Origin of the sequence: Vreelandella arcis, from assembly GCF_900103865.1 — a bacterium.
GTDB lineage: Bacteria > Pseudomonadota > Gammaproteobacteria > Pseudomonadales > Halomonadaceae > Vreelandella > Vreelandella arcis.
Genome location: NZ_FNII01000005.1, coordinates 16,131 through 35,004, shown reverse-complemented (window position 1 = coordinate 35,004; position 18,874 = coordinate 16,131). Strand labels below are relative to the sequence as shown.

Here is an 18,874-nt window from a genome sequence, read left to right as displayed (position 1 = left end):
AAACGTGTCTTCACGCGCCTCTTTGCCTGACCCCGTAGCTCGCCCGTTCGATCTGCTGTTTGGCATTGTCCCAAGGCAGTCGACGTTTGCGCGCTTTCATTAAATCAAGGGACGCGAACCCTTTTTCCTGGGTTAACAGTCCAAACTCAATCAGCTCAGCGAGCACCCATAGCGTACCTCTTATATCGACACCCTCATGGCCGGCAAGGGCGCGGAGGTTACTATCTCCGGTGAGCAACGGGCAGGCTTCCTGCTTGGCTAAAGACAATGTGAGCCTGTCGTAGAAGCCTGGTTCATCGCCATGCACTTCTCCCAAGGCGATTGCATAATCAACGTATTGGGACTCAACAACGAGTGTTTTTAATCCCATATCGAGTAGGTCTGGGCTGCCGTCCTTGATTTCTTCTTCATACAGCACGTCAGGCATAGCGAAGTCATAAGGAAGCTGAAAGAGAGCTTCCAGTATGTCTCCGGCTTCCAAATCAATGATGACGTTGGCGTCACTGATGAGTAACAGCATCAGCAGACTCCATAAAGCGTTCTCGGTAGAACCGCATTCTTGGGATGCCTAGCAGCTCAGCCGCTTTCGCCTCGGAAACGAGGTCTTCTGCCAATGCCCGATATACCAGCTGCTCAAACAAAGAAGGTGCTTCATTGGGCAGCGGCTCGCCTGGCTCGTTAGTTCGCCAGCCTCGAACAGAAAACATGCGCATCGCCGCCTCGCGCACCTCGTTGTGGATAACGCCGCATTGAAACGCACGCATCACCCAACCGGTCATCGAAAGGCCGTATTCATGCTTAAGATGGTAAAGCTCCTGCGGCTCCAGGCGTTTGCGCTGAGCGCCAAGCTCCTTGATCACCGAGTCTCTCGGGGCTAAAAACGCACCGGCAAACCGGTCGCAGGCCTTTTCTTCATTTGCGCCACCCACCAAGCGGCCTGCCAAGAGCACATGGGCCAATTCGTGTGCGAGAGTAAATCGCTGGCGATCCCCAGGCCAGCGGGAGGACACCACAATCACAGGGTAATATTGCCCGTCTGCTGTTGTTGCGGTAGCGGTCATCCCTGAAAACGCTTTGTGATCAACGTCGATGGCCATTACCAGCAACCCCAGGGGCTCAAGCTCAGCGGTTAGGTCGGCAATTGGGTTCAGCCCAAGCTCCCAAGCGTGCCGAACACCCTCGGCGATGCTTTCAATCTCGTCCAAATCCTCCACCTTGGACGGCACAAAGGCTGGGACTGCGAAGCGGGGAATAGGTAACTCGGGGAACGCATTCAGCAGCTCTACGCGCTTTTCAATCAGCTCGGTAATGCGAATTTGCACAGCGTCAGAACGTTTCTTTCCAAACGTGCTGCGTTTACGAAACTCGACATTCGACAACGTCACCGTCGACTTACGGAAAAAATATTCTGTGCGCACGCCACACGCTTGAGCGATCTTGAGCAATTTAGAAGAGTCGGGTGTCGCCTTACCCTTTTCATACTTCTGGATTGCAGCCTTGGAAACCTCAAGTTGTTGGCCCAACGCTTCAAGCGTCAGGTCAGCGGCAAGGCGTGCCTGATGTATACGTTGTCCTAACATATCGGTCATCCGGTTTACTTTTCATGTTTATTTTCCATAAAAGTAAACCTTGTGCCGGTAAATAACCAGCAGAAAAAATTCACAGAACATTTATCCATACGGTAACGACCAGGACAATCATGAAAGCCTACGTGATGGCTTTCCGGTCGTTTCGCCGTCTTTGACCGTTAGCGGGCCTTCGACACCCACGGGTTATCCTTCAGCCACAGCCGCCAGGGAGCGTCGCGGTGCTCCGGTTTAGCGTAATCAATTCCCACCCGTGGGCCGCTGGCTATCGGCGTGCTGTGCGCTGCGTCGCTTATCCACAGCTGGTTGCGCTGGGTCATGTCATGGCCATATAACGCCTTATCAATGCTCAGCGCGCGGGTAAGCTTGCCGGGGCCGTTGCTCAGTTGTTTTCCAGCAGCCTGACGGGTTGCGCGCATCGCGGCCTCGTTGGCGGTGGGCTCCACCGCGCGAATCAATACCGCGCAGGGCGAACCTTCCGCCTCCGTGACCACGTTTAATAGCCAGTGCATGCCGTAGACCAGATACACATAAGCGTGGCCGGGCGGCCCGAACATCGCCTCTGTGCGCGGCGAGCGGCGCCGATGTGCATGGCAGGCGGAATCCTCGGCGCCGCAGTAGGCTTCGGTTTCCACAATGCGCGCGGCCAGTTGCTCACCGTTACGTTCACGTACCAGCCAGCAGCCCAGCAACTCGCGGGCGACCTCAAGGGTATCGCGGTTATAAAAATCGCGCGTCAGCGGCGTTAGTTTGGTGTCTTGAGCAATCGGCATGGTGTGAAAACTTCGTCTCGGCGTTTACTTGAGTAAAATGCTAGGGTATTAGCCATACCATAGCCCATTGAAGCGGAGCTTATCGTGCTGTCATTTGAACATCGCTACGCCACTTTACCTGAACCTCTCTCGGTTGCCTGTGCGGCAACGCCCGTGGCCAATCCTGAATTGATCGCGTTTAATGCGCCACTGGCCCAGGAGCTGGGCGCTAAAGAGATACCCGATACCGCCACTCTGGCCCAGTGGTTTAGCGGTAATCAGCCAATGCCGGGTGCCGAGCCCCGCGCGCTGGGTTATGCCGGGCATCAATTTGGCAACTTTGTCCCCCAGTTGGGCGACGGCCGGGCGCTGCTGCTCGGCGAGGTGGTTGATGCGAACGGCAAGCGCCGCGATGTGCAGCTAAAAGGCAGCGGGCGCACGCCGTTCTCTCGCGGCGGAGATGGCCGTTCGCCGTTAGGGCCGGTGCTGCGTGAATATCTGGTCAGCGAGTTTATGGCCGCCGTGGGCATCCCTACAACGCGTGCGCTGGCGGCGGTGACCAGCGGCGAGCGGGTAGTACGCCAACTGCCCGAACCCGGCGCGGTGTTTACCCGCGTGGCCAGCAGCCATATTCGCGCCGGCACCTTTCAGTTTGCCGCCGTACGCCGGGATGAGGATGCGTTAAAAGCGCTGGCCGACCATGTGATTGAACGCCACTACCCAGACGCCGCTGCGGCGGACGATTCTTATCTTGCGCTGTTGGACGCTGTGGTGGCCCGCCAGGCCGAATTGGTGGCGCGCTGGATGAGCGTTGGCTTTATTCATGGCGTGATGAATACCGATAACTGCAGCATTGCCGGGGAAACCATCGATTACGGCCCCTGCGCCTTTATGGAGCAGTTTGATCCGCAGAAGGTGTTTAGCTCCATCGACCAGGGCAAGCGTTACGCGTTTAGTCATCAGCCCGCTATTGCCCAGTGGAATTTGGCGCGTTTTGCTGAAACCCTGCTGCCGCTGATGAAGGAGCAGGGCGATGCGGGCGTCGCGCAGGCCACCGACGCCATTCGCCGCTTTGATGGCGTGTTCAGCGCCGAACAGCGCCGCCTGCATGCCGATAAGCTGGGCCTCGCGGCGGAAAGCAGCGACGCGGAAGCGCTGATGGAAGGCCTGGAAAGTCAGATGCACCAAGGCCGGATGGATATGACCGCCACCTTTGATGCGCTCACCCAATACGCTGCCTCGCCAAGCGATGAACACCGCGACGCGCTTCTGGCGCTGACGACTCAGCCCCAGGCGCTAACCGCGTGGTTGGATGAGTGGCAGGCAGCGCAGGTAGTCGGGCAAGACGAGGAGCGCTTTGCGGCTATGCGCCGTGGCAATCCGGTTATCATCCCCCGCAACCACCGGGTTCAAGAGGCCATTGATGCCGCTTACGACGGCGACTTTGCGCCTTTCCATACCCTGCTAGCGGTGGTCACCCAGCCATTCGACGACTCTGTTGAAGCGCGCCGTCTGGCGGCGCCCGCCACCGATAGCGAACAGGTATTAAGAACGTTCTGTGGCACATAACGCCTATGCTAGACTGTGGTTTTTTACAGTTAGGCGGGTAGCCGGTGCGCAAAATTATTCACTGCGACTGTGACTGCTTTTATGCGGCAGTGGAAATGCGCGATAACCCGGCGCTGCGGGATATCCCGATTGCCATTGGCGGTAGCGTCGAGCAGCGTGGGGTGGTTGCCACGTGCAATTACCCCGCCCGCGAATACGGCATTCATTCGGCGATGCCTATGGCCCAGGCGCTCAAGCGTTGCCCGCATTTGACCGTGATTCGCGGCGATATGGCCAAATACAAAACGGTCGCCCGGCAGGTGTTTGCCATCTATCGCGAGGTGACCGAGCTTATCGAGCCGCTGTCGCTGGATGAGGCTTTTTTGGATGTCTCAGAGGTCACGGTGCATCACGGCAGCGCCACGTTGATGGCCGAAGCCATCCGCGAGCGGGTGAGTCGCGAAGTAGGGATTACCGTCTCGGCGGGCGTGGCGCCCAATAAGTTTCTCGCCAAAATTGCCAGCGATTGGAATAAGCCCGACGGCTTGTGCGTGATTACCCCGGATAAAGTCGATAGCTTTGTGCAGCAACTGCCAGTGAAGAAAATTCACGGCGTTGGCCCCCGCACAGCCGAGAAGCTGGCGGGGCTGGATATTCATACCTGCGCCGATTTACGGCTGCGCTCGCTGACGGATTTGGTAGAGCACTTTGGGCGTTTTGGACGGCGGCTACACGAGCTAAGCTGGGGGCGCGATGAGCGCCCGGTGAAAACCCACCGCGAGCGCAAATCGGTCAGCACCGAACAAACCTACGCTCAAGATTTGCCCTCCCTTGATGATTGCCGCCGTGAGCTACCGGCGCTAATAGAAGACTTAGAGCGCCGCTACGCACGATTAGACCCGCCGTTGGCGGTGCGCGGGTTAATCGTCAAAGTGAAGTTTAACGACTTTACTCAGACCACCGTCGAGCACGCGGATCCCGCGCCCAACCTTGCCCAGTTCGAAACCCTGCTCAACGTTGGCTGGGCCCGGGGCGAACGGCCGGTGCGCTTGTTGGGCGTGGGTTACCGGCTGGCGGAGAACACCCAAACACATCAGCTGTCGTTGTTTGATTAGTTTTTTAACGACACAGGTGGATTGACGCTAAGCAGGGAGCGCGTTAAAACAGACGTATGATAGATGCCTTGCCATCGCTAACTAATTGACTAAACCACGAGCCCACCATGCCTGCCGATACCGCGCCACGCCCCCGTTTAGTGTTTGCCCATGCCAATGGCTTTCCTGGGTTAAGTTATCGCAGCTTGCTGGCGCCGCTGGCCGACAACTTTGATCTGCATCCCATCGAGCGTTTGGGCCACCATCCTGATTACCCGGTGAACCGTAACTGGGGCAACCTGGTGGACGAGTTGCTGAGCTGCCTGCCCGAGAGCGATACGCCATTGCTGGGCGTCGGCCATTCGCTGGGCGGGACACTCATGGCCATGGCCGCCGATAAGCAGCCCGAGCGTTTCTGTGGGGTGATCATGTTGGATCCGCCCTTGAAGCTGGGGACGGATGCTTGGGCGATGAAAGCCGCCAAGCGCTTTGGCTTTGTTGACCGCGTCACGCCGGCGGGTAAAACCCTGGGTCGGCGAGCGGTCTGGCCGAGTCGGGAAGCAATGGCTAATTCTTTGAGGCGCCGCGGGCTGTTTCGTCGCTTTACCCCGGAAGCGCTCAACGACTACATTGAAGCAGGAACCCGAGTGTTAGCCGACGGCAGCGCCGAGCTGACCTTTGACCCGCGTATCGAGGTGGAGATTTTCCGTCATTTGCCCGATCACCTGACGCGCTTGCCGCGTCGGCTAGGCGTGCCACTGGAGGTGGTGGCCGGTCAACAATCGCACTTATTGACCGCGTCGCGTATTCAGCGCTTGAAGCGCTACGGCGTCTCGGTAAGCGAGATCCCTGGTACGCACATGTTCCCGATGGAACACCCGGATGAAACCCGTGGCGCTATTTTGGCTGCCTGGCAGCGGCTGGCGCCACAAAGCAGATCTTCACATACTGCGTAAGGAGGCGATATGTATCTTTCCGTACAGCTTAGCTATTACCCGCTGGCCGATGATTTTAAGCCGGCCGTTAAAGAGGTGGTTAAGCGTCTTGAAGCCTCCGGCCTCGAGGTGCACCCCAACCGCATGAGCACTCAGGTATTTGGCGAATTCGACGCGGTGATGGCGGGGTTAAGCGATGTCATGAAATGGTCGTTTGAAACCCACGGTAAAGCAGTCTTTACGGTTAACTTTCTCGAAGGTGATCGTCGGCCACGGTAGTGAGCTATCTTGGCAATGAGGTCTGAATCAACCCGTAGCGGGGGTCTTTCGCCATGGATGGCGAAAGTAGCGCCCAGGGACGGGTTTACAGCGCCCCCGCCAAGGGTTGTTCAGACCGTTAGAGGACTGCTTGATCACTAACCAAAACGCCGCCCAATTGGGCGGCGTTTTGGTTTTGGCGCTAATAGCGTTTACGTCAGCGAATCCAGGCAGGACTCGATGATGTCCAGGCCTTCGTTGAGCACGTTGTCTTCGATAGTCACCGGCATCAAGAAACGAATCGTGTTGCCGTACATACCGCAGGACAGCAGGATCAACCCTTCTTCGCGAGCCTTGCCGCAAAGCTTGGCAGCAAGTTCCGGGTTGGGGGTGTGGTTGGCTTTGTCGGATACCAGCTCGAACGCCGCCATTGCGCCCATGTTGCGGACGTTGTCGATGCAGTCGAACTTGCCTTCCCAGTCCTTGAAGCGGGTAGCCAGTTTCTCGCCCAGCGCCTGACTTTTCTCAAGAATGTTCTCTTCTTCGAACACTTCCATGACCGCCAGCGCCGCCGCACAGGCGGTAGGGCTACCGGTGTAGGTGCCGCCCAAGGAGTTGGGGCCGGAGGCATCCATCACCTTATCGGTACCCACAACGGCAGAAATCGGCATACCGTCAGCCATGCTCTTGGCCATGGTCATGATGTCCGGCTCTACGCCGCTGTGCTCGATGGCAAACATTTTGCCCGTCCGGCCAAAGCCCGACTGCACTTCGTCGATGATCATCAGCATGCCGTGTTCATCGCAGATGGCGCGAACTTTTTCAAGGAAGCTCTTGGACGCCGGGTAGAAACCGCCTTCGCCCAGCACCGGCTCGAGAACGATCGCCGCGGTATCCTTGGGGTTGGCGTCGGTTTTCAGCGCCATCTTCAAGCCGCGAATGGCTTCGTCTTCGCTCACGCCGTGGTAGGGCACTGGGTAGGGCGCACGGAAGACGGTACCCGGCATTGGGCCGAAGTCGGTCTGGTAGGGGGCGACCTTGCCGTTCATGGCCATGGTGTAGAGCGTACGGCCATGGTAGCCGCCGTCAAAGCAGACGACGTTGGAACGACCCGTGGCCGCGCGGGCGATTTTAACCGCGTTTTCCAGCGCTTCTGCACCAGAGTTGGCCAGCATCACTTTGGCTTGGCCACGTACCGGCACGATCTGGCTGAGTTTTTCAGCAACTTTCACGTAGCCTTCGTAGGGCATCACCGTTTGGCAGGTGTGCATCACCTTGTCGAGCTGGTCTTTAACCGCCGCGACGACTTTCGGGTGGCGATGACCCACGTTCAATACGCCAATCCCACCGGCAAAATCGATAAAGCGGTTGCCGTCGGCGTCCCACACTTCGGCATTTTCAGCGCGCGCAGCATACGCCGTGGCGGGGCTTGCGGCACCGGCGGCGACGTATTTGAGTTTTAGTTCGTTTAGCTCGGCATTACTCATGGCTCAACTCCTGGGTTGATGGGGCGATATGCTTCAGCATAGTGCGCAATAAACTGGCTTACATGGATGACGCGACTACCACGCGGTCGCGACCCGACTGCTTAGCTTGATACATGGCCTTGTCAGCGTGATCGAGCAAGCGGGTGGTCGACGCTTCGACGTAACTTGCCACACCTGCTGAGAGCGTAACCGTCAAGGCCTGTCGCGTAAACGACGTTTGACCGACCACACGGCGAACCCGCTCCATGGCAATCTGGGCGTCTTCGGCATTCACTTCGGGCATGATGATTAAAAACTCTTCGCCACCCAGGCGAATCTGTATATCGGTCTCGCGCAGCGTTTGGTTCACCGTCGCCGTCACTTCTTCAAGAATTTGATCACCCACGCCGTGTCCATGAGTGTCGTTGATGGCCTTGAAGTTATCCAGGTCAAACATGGCCACGCTGAGCGGACTGCCGTACCGCGAGCTACGTTTTAGCTCCTGCTCTAAACACTGCAAACCTGCTCGTCGGTTAAGTATACCGGTCAGTTCGTCGTGGTGAGCGAGATGCTCCAGACGATCGTTGGCCTGTTTTAGGCGTTCTTCCAGCTGTTTACGCTGGGTTATGTCGACGATGAAGGTGACTTTCCGCGGCTGCCCGTCATCGCCTTCAATGCGCGCGGCTTCAGCAATAATCGTGCGCACTTCGCCATTTTTACAACGCACCTCCCACTCTTGGCGCAACTCTTGAATCTCTTCACCGTTAATAAATAAACCGTGCAGATCCGACAAAGTGGCGCGGTGGGCCTCGGGAACCACGATGGTGAAATGCTGGCCCAGCAGTTCCTCTTCGCGATAACCGTAAAAATCGCAGTAGGCCGGGTTGACCATTTCCAAATAGCCCTGGGGATTAGTGATGCAGATGCCGAGCGGGGCGGCTTTGATCACATTTTCTGTATTGCGCTGTGTGCGCTGAAAGCGTTGGTAAATATCTTTGGGTAGCACGTTATCCATAGGGTACCTAGCTGCTTGACTGCCACGCTTCATTGCGCAGAGTGACGAGGTGTTGGGTCAGGTCGTCGCCCAACGTGTTGACAGCAGGACGTGCGTAGTAAAACCCCTGTTGGCAAGGGATGCCTTCACGCGCTAACCATAAGGCTTCAGCGTGGGTCTCAACGCCTTCGGCAATCAGTTTAATGTCCAGGTTTTCCGCCAACAGGACGATGGATCGTAGCAGCGCTTGGCGCCGACTATGTTGATCACAGCCCATGATCAATTCGCGGTCAATTTTGATGTTATCGGGCGCGAGATCGGTTAAAAGATCCAGGTTTGCATAACCATTGCCAAAGTCATCCAGGGCGGTCGTAAAACCCATGGAACGGTAGGCATCAATAATATTGCACAGGTGCTGACGGTCGCGTACGCGCTCGGTTTCAGTAATCTCAAAAATAAGCCGATTCGCTGGCCAGCCGACGCGCTTGGACACTTCTAGCGTTGCTTGTATACACGCTTCGGGTTCGTACACGGCGTTGGGCAAGAAGTTGATCGAGAGATCCGTTTGCATATCCAGTGCGCTGGCCATTTCGATGGCTTTTACCCGGCAGGCTTGGTCGAAGCGGTACATAAGCTCATCGGTGACCTGCGAAATCACGCTCCAAGCGGATTCCCCTTTTGGGCCACGCACCAGTGCCTCATAAGCATAAACCTTGGCGAGTGACACATCCACGATGGGTTGAAAAGCCATCGTAAAGTCGAAAGGTAGATCGCCTTCGCAGCGTTTGCAGCTCCCGTTAACTCGAGCACACTGACTCATTTTGACTCCTGATGCTTTTGCTCACCAATCGCGAGACAAGCATTATGTTATTAAATTTTAAAAATGGGTTGCCCAATTACCCTTATGCTATTCTAGCCAGTCGCAACTTGTTTGTACATGTTTTGTATAGATTTTCCTGCGTTTAGCGTGTTTAGCCAAAAAAGCGCCCCAAGAGGCGCTGGAATAGTGAGAACAGCATTGAGGCGGCAAGGAGTCAATGTGGCTAAATAATGCCTGCATCGCGCAGTGCTTGGCGTTGCTCAGCGGTAACACCTATATCGGTGAGCACATCGTCGGTGTGCTCACCTAGGGTTGGCGGTGCCGTGGTGGCGCTTAACGATTCGCCGTTCATGCGGATGGGGTTAGCCACTAAGTCGACGTGGCCCGACTGGGCGTGGGGCAATGTCTGCTTCAGGCCGCGTGCTTTAACGTGTGCGTCGTCGAAGACACGGTCTAGCGTATTGATTGGGCCGCAGGGAACACCCACGGCCTCAAACTCGGCAAGCCAGTCATCGGTGCCACGCTGGGCAAGCGCTGCCTCTAATAGCGGTACCAACTGGTCGCGGTGCAGAACGCGCGCTCCGTTGGTGGCAAAGCGCGCATCCTCGGCCAGGCTAGGTAATGAAAGTACCTGGCAAAATCGCCGGAACTGGTCGTCGTTACCCACGGCGACAATCATATGGCCATCCGCCGTGGTAAAGGCCTGATAGGGCACGATGTTGGGGTGGGCGTTGCCCATGCGCTGGGGCACTTGGCCCGAGGTTAAATAGTTGAGCGCTTGGTTGGCCAGCACGCCCACCTGAACGTCCATCAGCGCCATATCAATGTGGCAGCCAATGCCCGTGTCGCGGCGCTGGTAAAGCGCCGCCAGCACCGCATTGGCCGCGTATAGCCCGGTGAAAATATCAGTAAACGCCACGCCGCTTTTGACCGGTCCGCCGCCGGGCTCGTCGTCGGGTTTGCCGGTTAGGCTCATGATCCCGCCCATGGCTTGGATCATGAAATCGTAACCCGCCCGGTGGGCGTAAGGGCTTTCCTGACCGAAGCCGGTAATCGAGCAGTAAATCAGTTTGGGGTTCAGCGCCTTTAGGCTTAAGTAATCCAAGCCATAGCGTTTTAAGCCGCCGACTTTAAAGTTTTCCAACAGTACATCTGATTCAGCCACCAGCTGCTTGATGAGCGCCTGGCCTTCGGGCTTGGCCATATCCACCGTGACCGAGCGCTTGCCGCGGTTGGTGCACAGGTAGTAGGCGGATTCTGCACTGTCCGATAGCCACGGCGGTCCCCAGTGGCGGGTATCGTCGCCGCAGCCGGGGCGCTCAATTTTGATCACATCGGCGCCCATGTCCGCGAGCATTTGCCCGCACCACGGGCCCGCCAGCACCCTGGAGATGTCGAGGACTTTAATGCCTGCCAGTGGCTTGGACGGTGTGCTCATCGTGATTCCTTCGGGACGTTCAAAAGAACGCCTGAATGCCGGTTTGGGTACGCCCCAGAATTAACGCATGCACGTCGTGGGTGCCTTCGTAGGTGTTGACCGACTCCAGGTTAACCATATGGCGAATAACGCCGTATTCGTCGGAGACACCGTTGCCGCCGTGCATATCGCGAGATTGGCGGGCGATATCCAGCGCCTTGCCGCAGTTATTGCGTTTGATCAACGAGACCATTTCCGGTGCCCAGTTGCCGCTATCCATTAGGCGACCGACTTGCAATGCGGCTTGCAGACCCAGCGTGATCTCGGTCTGCATATCGGCGAGTTTTTTCTGGATGAGCTGGTTGGCTGCCAGTGGGCGCCCAAACTGCTTGCGATCCAGGGTGTACTGGCGGGCGGCGTGCCAACAGAATTCAGAGGTGCCCATTACGCCCCAAGCGATGCCATAACGGGCTTTGTTCAAACAGCCGAAGGGGCCTTTAAGGCCGCTGACGTTGGGTAGCAGGTTGTCTTCAGGCACAAAGGCGTTATCCAGCACGATCTCGCCGGTAATCGACGCGCGTAGCGATACCTTGCCTTCGATTTTAGGAGTGGAGAACCCTTCGGTGCCGCGCTCTACGATGAACCCTTTGATCTGGTCGTCGTGGGCCGATGACTTGGCCCAGACCACGGCGATATCGGCAATCGGGCTATTGGTAATCCACATTTTGGCGCCGGTCATGCGGTAGCCGCCGTCGACTTTTTCCGCCCGGGTAATCATCGAGCCGGGATCCGAGCCGTGGTCGGGCTCGGTCAAGCCGAAGCAGCCGACCATCTCGCCGCTGGCCAGCTTAGGCAGGTATTTGTGCTTTTGTTCTTCGGAGCCGTAGGCTTCGATGGGGTGCATGACCAGCGACGACTGCACGCTCATGGCCGAGCGATAGCCGGAGTCGACGCGTTCAACCTCACGGGCAATCAAACCATAGGCGACGTGGTTAACGCCCGCACCGCCGTAGTCAGGTGAAACAGTGGCCCCAAGGAGGCCAAGCTCGCCCATTTCGGTCATGATCTCGCGATCAAAGCGCTCTTCACGAAAGGCGCTGAGCACCCGCGGCTGAAGCTTTTCCTGGCAGTAGTCGTGGGCGGCATCGCGAATTTGCCGCTCTTCGTCGCTCAGTTGATATTCCAGTAGCAGCGGGTCGTCCCAGTTGAAATGTGTCATGGCAGAACTCCTTGGTGCAGTTCCGTAGACGCCCGCAAGCGACCACGGCAATAACGAGGCAGTCGAATTTACGCTACCGTCAATGTATCGCCGTTCTTTTAAAATATCTACATTTTTTTAAAACGCAGAATTTAATCGATGCCCCGCGCCTGCAGTACGCGGGTAATGATCGGCACCGGGGTCATTAAATGGTCGCGCATCAGGGCAGACGCTCGATCCGCGTCCCGGGCGAGGATAACCTCGACCAAGGCTGCATGTTCCTGGCGCTTTTGCGCTAACGCCTGGGGGGACATAACGGTTTCCTGAAGCCATAGATGGCGGTAGCGCTCGACTTGGTTGAACAGGGTGTCGCGCATTTGCAGTAAGTGGGGCGAGTTGCAGCCACTGGCGATGGCGGTGTGGAAGTCCTTATGGCGGAGATCCCAGTCATCGAGTAAGTCATCCGGCGAGCTAACGTCGGTGACTTTGGCCAGGCGGTGCGCCGTAGCGACGACCGAGGCTTCCCAGTCGTCGTCGCCGCGTTCGATGGCCAGTCGTAGAATGAGCCCCTCAAGCTGAGCGCGGGCGTCGTAAATATCGTTGAGTTCAGCAAGCGACATAGGAGCCACGCGATAACCGCGTTGGCTGATGGCGACCACCAAACGGTCAGCGACCAGCTGCGAAAGTGCCTCGCGCAGCGGGCCGGTGCTTGCGCCGTAATACTCTTTCAGGCGACTCATCAGCAACTTTTGTTCAGGTGCATAGCGGCCGCGGATAATATCGTGCTTAAGTTCACGGTAGGCGCGAATGGCTAAATTCTGACGCGGCGCGTCTGGCTCCATGACGGGGTGGCTCCCTAGTGTCGGCTGGATAAAACGTGATACCCAAAGAATAATGACTATTATGCAAAAATGTTATCAATTTGGCATAGAGGACGTAATTGATGTGGGACTTTATCATTATCGGCGGCGGCATCCTCGGTATGTCCACGGCAATGCAGCTTCAGCAGACCTATCCTGATAAACGCCTATTGGTGGTCGAAAAAGAAGATGGCCCCGCTCAGCACCAGACGGGCCACAACAGCGGCGTGATTCATGCTGGGGTGTATTACACGCCGGGCAGCTTAAAAGCCCAATTTTGCCTTGAAGGTAACCGCGCCACTCGCGAGTTTTGCGATCAGCACGGCATTGACTACCGCATCTGCGGCAAGTTATTGGTCGCCACCGACGACGTCGAAAAGCAGCGCATGGAGGCGTTATGGGAGCGCACAGCTGCCAACGGGCTGGAACGTGAATGGCTTGATGCCGGTGCGCTGCGTGAGCGCGAACCCAACATAACCGGGGTGGCGGGTATTTACGTGCCGTCTAGCGGTATTGTCGATTACGCCGAAGTGACCCGTGCCATGGCGGCAACGTTCGAACGCCTCGGCGGTGAAATCCGATATGGTGCTGAGGTGACGGCATTGGAAGAGCGCCGCCAGGAGGTCGTCGTGACGACCTCTCTTGAGCGCCTGACCTGCCGCTATCTGGTGTCGTGTTCGGGGCTGATGGCCGACAAAGTGATCCGCTTATTGGGGCAAAAACCCGACTTCACGATTTGCCCATTCCGCGGTGAGTATTACAAGCTCTCTTCGCAGCATAACCAGATTGTTAACCACCTGATTTACCCCATTCCCGACCCGGCGATGCCGTTTCTCGGCGTGCATTTGACCCGCATGATCGACGGCAGCGTGACCGTGGGGCCCAACGCGGTGCTGGCATTAAAGCGCGAAGGCTACCGTAAGCGGGACGTGTCGCTTAGCGATATGGGCCACATGTTTACCCATCCGGGAATACTAAAAGTCTTGGGTAAACACCTGCGCCCGGGGATTATTGAGATGAAAAACTCGCTTTATAAACGCGGCTATCTTGAGCTGGTGCGCAAGTACTGCCCCAGCCTCACCGACGAGGACTTGCTGCCGCATCCGGCAGGCGTGCGAGCCCAGGCGGTATCTAACGACGGCAAGCTGGTGGATGACTTCCTGTTCGTTAATACCCGCCGCACGTTGAATGTGGGCAACGCACCGTCACCGGCGGCCACCTCCGCGTTACCGATCGGCGCGCATATCGTGAAGCAGGTTCAGGCGCTGTTGCTCGAATAACCCGACGCAGGCCGATTAACCGAGCAGTAGCCGCAGCAAGATCGCGGCGATCATGACAAGCGTCAGGTATTTGATCCACATGGCACCCCGTGGGCTCATGTTGACCTTTACCGCCAGCCAGGCGCCGGTCATGCTGCCCAGTGCCAGTAGCAACCCATAGCTCCAGCGCACCTGGTCAAACCACATAAACATCGCCAGGGCGGGGATGCTATAAACCAGAATAATCAGCACCTTGAAGACGTTGACCTGGGCCAGGTCGATTTTCAGCATGCGGTACAGCACGATGATAAACAGCACCCCAACGCCCACTTGAATAAACCCGCCGTAAACGCCAATCGCGAACATGGCGAGGTAAATGACCGGCGTCAGTCGCTCAGTGGTGAGCGGGCGGGTATCCAGCTTGGGTTGGGGAAGCAGCATTAACAATGCTGAACCGGCCATGACGGCAATCAGAATGGCTTCGAACAGGGCATCGCTCACCTGCAAAGCCAGCCAAGCACCCACCAGCGAGCCGATGACGGCCGGTACCGACAGGCGCAGGCTCAGGCCAATATGCGATGCCCCCGCGCGCATAAAATTGCCAATCGCCGAGACGCTCTGCAGTACAATCGCCACGCGGTTGGTGCCGTTGGCCACCTGGGTAGGTAACCCAAGAAACATTAAAAGCGGCAGGGCCAGCATAGAGCCGCCTGCGGATAGCACATTAATAAACCCGGCCAAAATGCCGATCGCCACCAGCGCAGCGGCCTCCCAAAGCATCATACGTAGCCCCCGGTAGTCGGGTGTAGAACGGACTGCATAGTGACCTCCTCCAGAAACGTAGCCCAAGAGCATATTAGCATCGTAAGGTAAGCGCACCTTAGCGTATTGTTAACGATGCTGAGGAAGCTAGGTAGAGTTTGAGCGGTAACATCAAGTTATTGGCATCTCAAGGCTAAGGCATGCTAATTTCATTGATACTGCTTCCCCATAAACGGAAGCTGAATGTACGACCTCCTTATCGCCAACCATACCTATAAGTCCAAACAGGACGGAGGAAATGCTTATGCGCATTCTTACCAAAGCCGCTGCGGCGTCACTGCTGGCCGTTGCACTGCCGGCCAGCGCCCAACAGTTGTCTATTGCCACCGGCGGCACCGGCGGCGTGTATTACCCCATCGGCGGGGGTTTCGCCGAAATGATCAACAACCATATTGAAGGCGCTCAGGCGACCGCCGAAGTGACCGGCGCCTCGGTTGAAAACATGGGCCTGATCATGCGCGGCGATGCCGATATGGCCCTGGCATTGGCCGACACGGTCTATCAGGCCTACAACGGCTCAGGCGACTTTGAAGGCCGCCAGATCGAAAATACTCGTGCCCTTGCCTCGGTTTACCCTAATGCCGTGCAGCTGGTCACCCTGGCTGATTCCGACGTTGAGTCGCTTTCGGATCTGGAAGGCAAGCGGGTCTCCGTGGGCGCACCGGGCAGCGGTACCGAGCTGAACGCGCGCGCTTTGCTTGAAGCCAACGGCATGAGCTACGACGATTTCGACCCCCAGCGGTTGAACTTCAATGAAACCGCCGATGCCATCCGTGACGGCGATATTGATGCCGGTTTCTGGAGCGTTGGGCCGCCGACCAGCTCGATCATGAACCTGGCGACCACGCGTGACATTCGCATCATCGGCCTTTCCGATGAAGAAGTTGCCAACGCGCGGGAAGAAGTGGAAGTATTCGCGCCCTATCAGCTTCAAGAAGGTCTCTACGAAGGCATGGACGAAGCGGTTCAAACTATCGGCATTCCCAACGTACTCGTGGTCAACGCTGATATGGACGAGGACTTGGCGTATCAGTTAACTCAGCTATTGTTTGAAAATACCGATGAGCTGATTGCGGTACACCCAGCCGCTAACGACACTACCGTCGAGTTCACCATGGAGTCCACACCAGTACCGCTGCACCCTGGGGCGATCCGCTATTTCGAAGAAATTGACGCCGATATTCCGGATCATTTACGTCCCTAATTCTTCAGCAGGCGCTCATTATGTATCAGCAACGACGCCTGCCTTGGATATTGACCGGGTGGTTAGCGCCAGCACTGTTTGTGCTGGCGCTAGTATCCTCACCATTAGCCGGAGCGGAGGCTTCCTCTGCTCCGGCTAATGCGTCTGAGTTCCTGGTGGTGACCAACGAGCAGGGTGAACAACTTTTCCAAACGGCGATGCCCGAAGGCGCGCGCTGGTGTATGCAGTGGCACCACTCGGTGGAAAAATTTGCGGTACTGGACTGCTACCGTAACCACGCGGGTGACATGCTGCTAGAGCGCAGCCATCAGCCGGATTTTGCCGCTGGCCTGGGGCATATCTACGGCCGTGGAGAACAGGTTTCCGATGGTCAGGGGGGCTATTGGATCGAACACATCGATGAACCGGTACCCGGTAACCAATACGTTTTGCGTGTCGGGTCGCCCGCCGTGGACCACCGTTTGGTATGGCAGCGCGATGGAGAGACGCAAAGCTTCAGCCTAAGCCGTCGAGCAGCGGGTGAACGGGTAACGCTGCACCTGACCAACACGGCGCACTCCAGCGCTAACAACTAATAAGCCAGATATCGTCTGACGAGGACTTCATGAGCGAATCCAATCAACCCTCGGTGGTAATGCCCGGCGGCAACGTGGTTCAGCCACGCGCTGTGTTGTGGTGCATTACCATCGTGGCGGTAGGGCTTTCACTGTTTCAACTTTACTCGGCGGGTATTCAGCCGCTGGGGCTTTTCTATCAGCGCAGCATTCACCTGTCACTGATCATGATGCTGGCATTTTTAATGTTCCCGGTGTTTGGCGGTGGGCGCCCCAGAGGTATTGTTGGCTGGGCGCTTGATGCGGTGTTTTTCACCGGCGCGCTGATTACCGGCGGCTATCTTGTGCTGTTTCTCGACGAGATCATCAATCGCGCCGGTTTCTGGTCGCAGACCGATATTACAGTAGCCTGCATCGCCACTGTGACCGTGCTGGAGGCGAGCCGCCGAGCTGTCGGCCTTAGCATGACCATGATTGGTCTCATCGCTATTCTCTATGCGATGGCGGGGCCGCGCGGTGATCTGGCCTGGCTGGGGGAGTGGCTGCCCGGCATTTTGGGGCATCGGGGCTATAGCTTTGATCGTATTGCTGGTCAGCTCTATCTTGGCCAGGAGGGCATTTTCGGACTGCCCTTGGGCGTCGCTGCGACCTATATCTTTATTTTCGTGCTGTTTGGCGCTTTTCTGGAAAGCACCGGCGCCGGCCGGTTCTTTATCGACATGGCTTACGCGGCGACCGGTCGCCAGCGTGGTGGGCCTGCCAAGGCAGCGGTATTGGCGTCTGCTGGCATGGGCTCTATTTCAGGCAGTGCGATTGCCAACGTGGTGACCACTGGTGCCTTTACCATTCCGCTCATGAAGCGCTTGGGCTATAAGCCCAAGCAGGCCGGTGGTATCGAAGCGGCAGCTTCCACAGGGGGGCAGATCATGCCGCCGCTGATGGGGGCTGGCGCGTTTTTGATTGCCGAATATACCAATACGCCGTATCTGGATATTGTAAAGATCAGTATTTTGCCCGCGATAATGTATTTTGCGACGGTCTATCTGTTTGTACACATTATTGCGCTTAAGCAAGGCATGCAGGGCATGTCCAGAAGTGAGCTGCCCAAGATGCGCCAGGTGATGAAGGATGGTTGGCACTTCCTGTTGCCACTGGGCGTTCTGGTATGGCTGTTGGCGATGAGCATGTCGCCCAGTCGCGTCGGCTTTTATGCGGTCGTCACCATGGTGGCTGTGGCCGTGTTGCGTTATGTGCTGTGGTTCTTCTTTGTGGCGCCTCGCCAGGGTGAAACCGTGACGGCCCATAGCATCAAGGAGTTGGCCGCTGCTGGATTCAAGAAACTGGTGGAAGGGCTGGAGTTGGGGGCGCGCAATGCCGTCGCCGTCTCCATGGCCTGTGCTGTTGCGGGGATCATCGTGGGCATTGTCGGGCTTACCGGCCTGGGGCTTAAGTTCTCGTCGATGATGATGGCGTTTTCCGGTGGTAATATCGTGCTCGCGCTGATCATGGTTCTGTTGGCAAGCCTGGTGCTGGGCATGGGGCTGCCGGTCACCGCCAGCTATATCGTGCTCATCGTGCTGGTCGGCCCGGCGCTGACGACAGAATTCGGCATTCCGCTGCTGGTGGCCCATCTGGTGGTGTTCTGGTACTCCCAGGACTCTAATGTGACGCCACCTATTGCGCTTGCTGGTTTCGCTGGGGCCGCCATTGCCGGTAGCAAACCCATGGAAACCAGCTTCCAGTCGTGGAAGTTTGCCAAGGGCTTGTACCTGATTCCGCTGTTCATGGTCTTCAATCCAGAGATCATCGTGGGCGGACCGGTACCGTTGGTGATCTGGAACGCGGTGATTGCCCTGCTGGCGCTGTGTGCCTTTGCTGCCGCGCTGGAAGGCTATCTGTTCACCCGCATGGGGTGGCTGTCGCGCATTGCCATCAGCATCGCGATCGTTGGCGTGTTCTACCCGAACCTGATGGCGGAAGTCGCCGGGGTAGTGGTCATGAGCGTGGCGATTATCGCCAACTGGCTAGCCAACCGGCGGGAATCTGCCGTCGCGGTTTAGTCTGGCGACTGGCTAAGGAACCGACGTGGAGCATAAAAAAGGCCTGG

General features: G+C 57.2%; 18 protein-coding genes. 8 read left to right on the top strand and 10 right to left on the bottom strand.

Annotation, left to right across the window (positions count from 1 at the left end; translation table 11 throughout):
• Positions 1 to 10: 10 nt before the first annotated feature.
• The 3 genes from BLR97_RS06925 to BLR97_RS06915 all read right to left on the bottom strand — a co-directional run bounded on the left by BLR97_RS06925 (position 11) and on the right by BLR97_RS06915 (position 2,359).
• Positions 11 to 520 carry a PIN domain-containing protein gene (locus tag BLR97_RS06925; RefSeq protein WP_089704008.1) on the bottom strand — a complete coding sequence of 170 codons (510 nt, stop codon included), beginning with the start codon at positions 518 to 520 and terminating at the stop codon, positions 11 to 13.
• Entirely contained in the window at positions 501 to 1,580 is a 1,080-nt protein-coding gene (locus BLR97_RS06920) for a helix-turn-helix domain-containing protein (protein ID WP_089704748.1), read from the bottom strand. The genes BLR97_RS06925 and BLR97_RS06920 overlap by 20 nt, the downstream gene beginning before the upstream one ends.
• A 167-nt stretch (positions 1,581 to 1,747) precedes the next feature.
• Positions 1,748 to 2,359: a DNA-3-methyladenine glycosylase gene (locus BLR97_RS06915; protein ID WP_089704004.1), complete on the bottom strand. Its 612-nt coding sequence runs from the start codon at positions 2,357 to 2,359 to the stop codon at positions 1,748 to 1,750.
• Positions 2,360 to 2,443: 84 nt separating this feature from the next.
• Here BLR97_RS06915 and BLR97_RS06910 point away from each other — a divergent pair, with 84 nt between their 5' ends.
• The 4 genes from BLR97_RS06910 (at position 2,444) to BLR97_RS06895 (ending at position 6,194) form a co-directional block, all read left to right on the top strand.
• The gene (locus BLR97_RS06910; protein ID WP_089704002.1) at positions 2,444 to 3,907 is read left to right on the top strand and encodes a protein adenylyltransferase SelO; all 1,464 of its coding nucleotides are present in this window, start codon (positions 2,444 to 2,446) and stop codon (positions 3,905 to 3,907) included.
• 44 nt (positions 3,908 to 3,951) lie between these two features.
• A complete protein-coding gene (gene dinB, locus BLR97_RS06905) occupies positions 3,952 to 5,001 on the top strand; it encodes a DNA polymerase IV (RefSeq protein ID WP_089703999.1) in 1,050 nt (349 codons plus the stop codon).
• A gap of 107 nt (positions 5,002 to 5,108) precedes the next feature.
• Positions 5,109 to 5,936, top strand: coding sequence for an alpha/beta fold hydrolase (locus BLR97_RS06900; protein ID WP_089703996.1), 828 nt, complete (start codon positions 5,109 to 5,111; stop codon positions 5,934 to 5,936).
• 9 nt (positions 5,937 to 5,945) lie between these two features.
• Complete coding sequence (locus BLR97_RS06895) at positions 5,946 to 6,194, top strand: YkoF family thiamine/hydroxymethylpyrimidine-binding protein (RefSeq protein WP_089703993.1); 249 nt, start codon at positions 5,946 to 5,948, stop codon at positions 6,192 to 6,194.
• A gap of 191 nt (positions 6,195 to 6,385) precedes the next feature.
• On the opposite strand, the gene gabT is transcribed toward BLR97_RS06895, so the two are convergent.
• From gabT to csiR, 6 genes are all read right to left on the bottom strand, one after another.
• Positions 6,386 to 7,660: a 4-aminobutyrate--2-oxoglutarate transaminase gene (gene gabT, locus BLR97_RS06890; RefSeq protein ID WP_089703989.1), complete on the bottom strand. Its 1,275-nt coding sequence runs from the start codon at positions 7,658 to 7,660 to the stop codon at positions 6,386 to 6,388.
• Between the two features lie 58 nt (positions 7,661 to 7,718).
• Positions 7,719 to 8,654, bottom strand: coding sequence for a sensor domain-containing diguanylate cyclase (locus BLR97_RS06885; protein ID WP_089703986.1), 936 nt, complete (start codon positions 8,652 to 8,654; stop codon positions 7,719 to 7,721).
• 7 nt (positions 8,655 to 8,661) lie between these two features.
• Positions 8,662 to 9,453: an EAL domain-containing protein gene (locus BLR97_RS06880; protein ID WP_089703983.1), complete on the bottom strand. Its 792-nt coding sequence runs from the start codon at positions 9,451 to 9,453 to the stop codon at positions 8,662 to 8,664.
• A gap of 223 nt (positions 9,454 to 9,676) precedes the next feature.
• On the bottom strand, positions 9,677 to 10,891 hold the full coding sequence (locus tag BLR97_RS06875) for a CaiB/BaiF CoA transferase family protein (RefSeq protein ID WP_089703980.1): 1,215 nt from the start codon (positions 10,889 to 10,891) through the stop codon (positions 9,677 to 9,679).
• 19 nt (positions 10,892 to 10,910) lie between these two features.
• Positions 10,911 to 12,089: an acyl-CoA dehydrogenase gene (locus tag BLR97_RS06870; RefSeq protein ID WP_089703977.1), complete on the bottom strand. Its 1,179-nt coding sequence runs from the start codon at positions 12,087 to 12,089 to the stop codon at positions 10,911 to 10,913.
• A gap of 131 nt (positions 12,090 to 12,220) precedes the next feature.
• Positions 12,221 to 12,910, bottom strand: coding sequence for a DNA-binding transcriptional regulator CsiR (gene csiR, locus BLR97_RS06865; RefSeq protein ID WP_089703974.1), 690 nt, complete (start codon positions 12,908 to 12,910; stop codon positions 12,221 to 12,223).
• A 101-nt stretch (positions 12,911 to 13,011) separates the two neighbouring features.
• On the opposite strand from csiR, the gene lhgO reads away from it, so the two are divergent.
• Complete coding sequence (gene lhgO, locus BLR97_RS06860) at positions 13,012 to 14,208, top strand: L-2-hydroxyglutarate oxidase (protein WP_089703971.1); 1,197 nt, start codon at positions 13,012 to 13,014, stop codon at positions 14,206 to 14,208.
• Between the two features lie 15 nt (positions 14,209 to 14,223).
• Here lhgO and BLR97_RS06855 read toward each other — a convergent pair whose 3' ends face one another.
• Positions 14,224 to 14,970, bottom strand: coding sequence for a sulfite exporter TauE/SafE family protein (locus BLR97_RS06855; protein WP_089703968.1), 747 nt, complete (start codon positions 14,968 to 14,970; stop codon positions 14,224 to 14,226).
• A gap of 283 nt (positions 14,971 to 15,253) precedes the next feature.
• Between BLR97_RS06855 and BLR97_RS06850 the strand changes: the two genes are divergently transcribed.
• The 3 genes from BLR97_RS06850 to BLR97_RS06840 are packed head-to-tail and all read left to right on the top strand — an operon-like array spanning position 15,254 to position 18,827.
• Positions 15,254 to 16,213 (top strand): TAXI family TRAP transporter solute-binding subunit, encoded by a 960-nt coding sequence (locus tag BLR97_RS06850; protein WP_089703966.1) that lies wholly within the window; start codon positions 15,254 to 15,256, stop codon positions 16,211 to 16,213.
• Between the two features lie 20 nt (positions 16,214 to 16,233).
• Positions 16,234 to 16,788 carry a DUF1850 domain-containing protein gene (locus tag BLR97_RS06845; protein WP_089703963.1) on the top strand — a complete coding sequence of 185 codons (555 nt, stop codon included), beginning with the start codon at positions 16,234 to 16,236 and terminating at the stop codon, positions 16,786 to 16,788.
• Between the two features lie 29 nt (positions 16,789 to 16,817).
• Entirely contained in the window at positions 16,818 to 18,827 is a 2,010-nt protein-coding gene (locus tag BLR97_RS06840; RefSeq protein ID WP_089703960.1) for a TRAP transporter permease, read from the top strand.
• Positions 18,828 to 18,874: the final 47 nt, after the last annotated feature.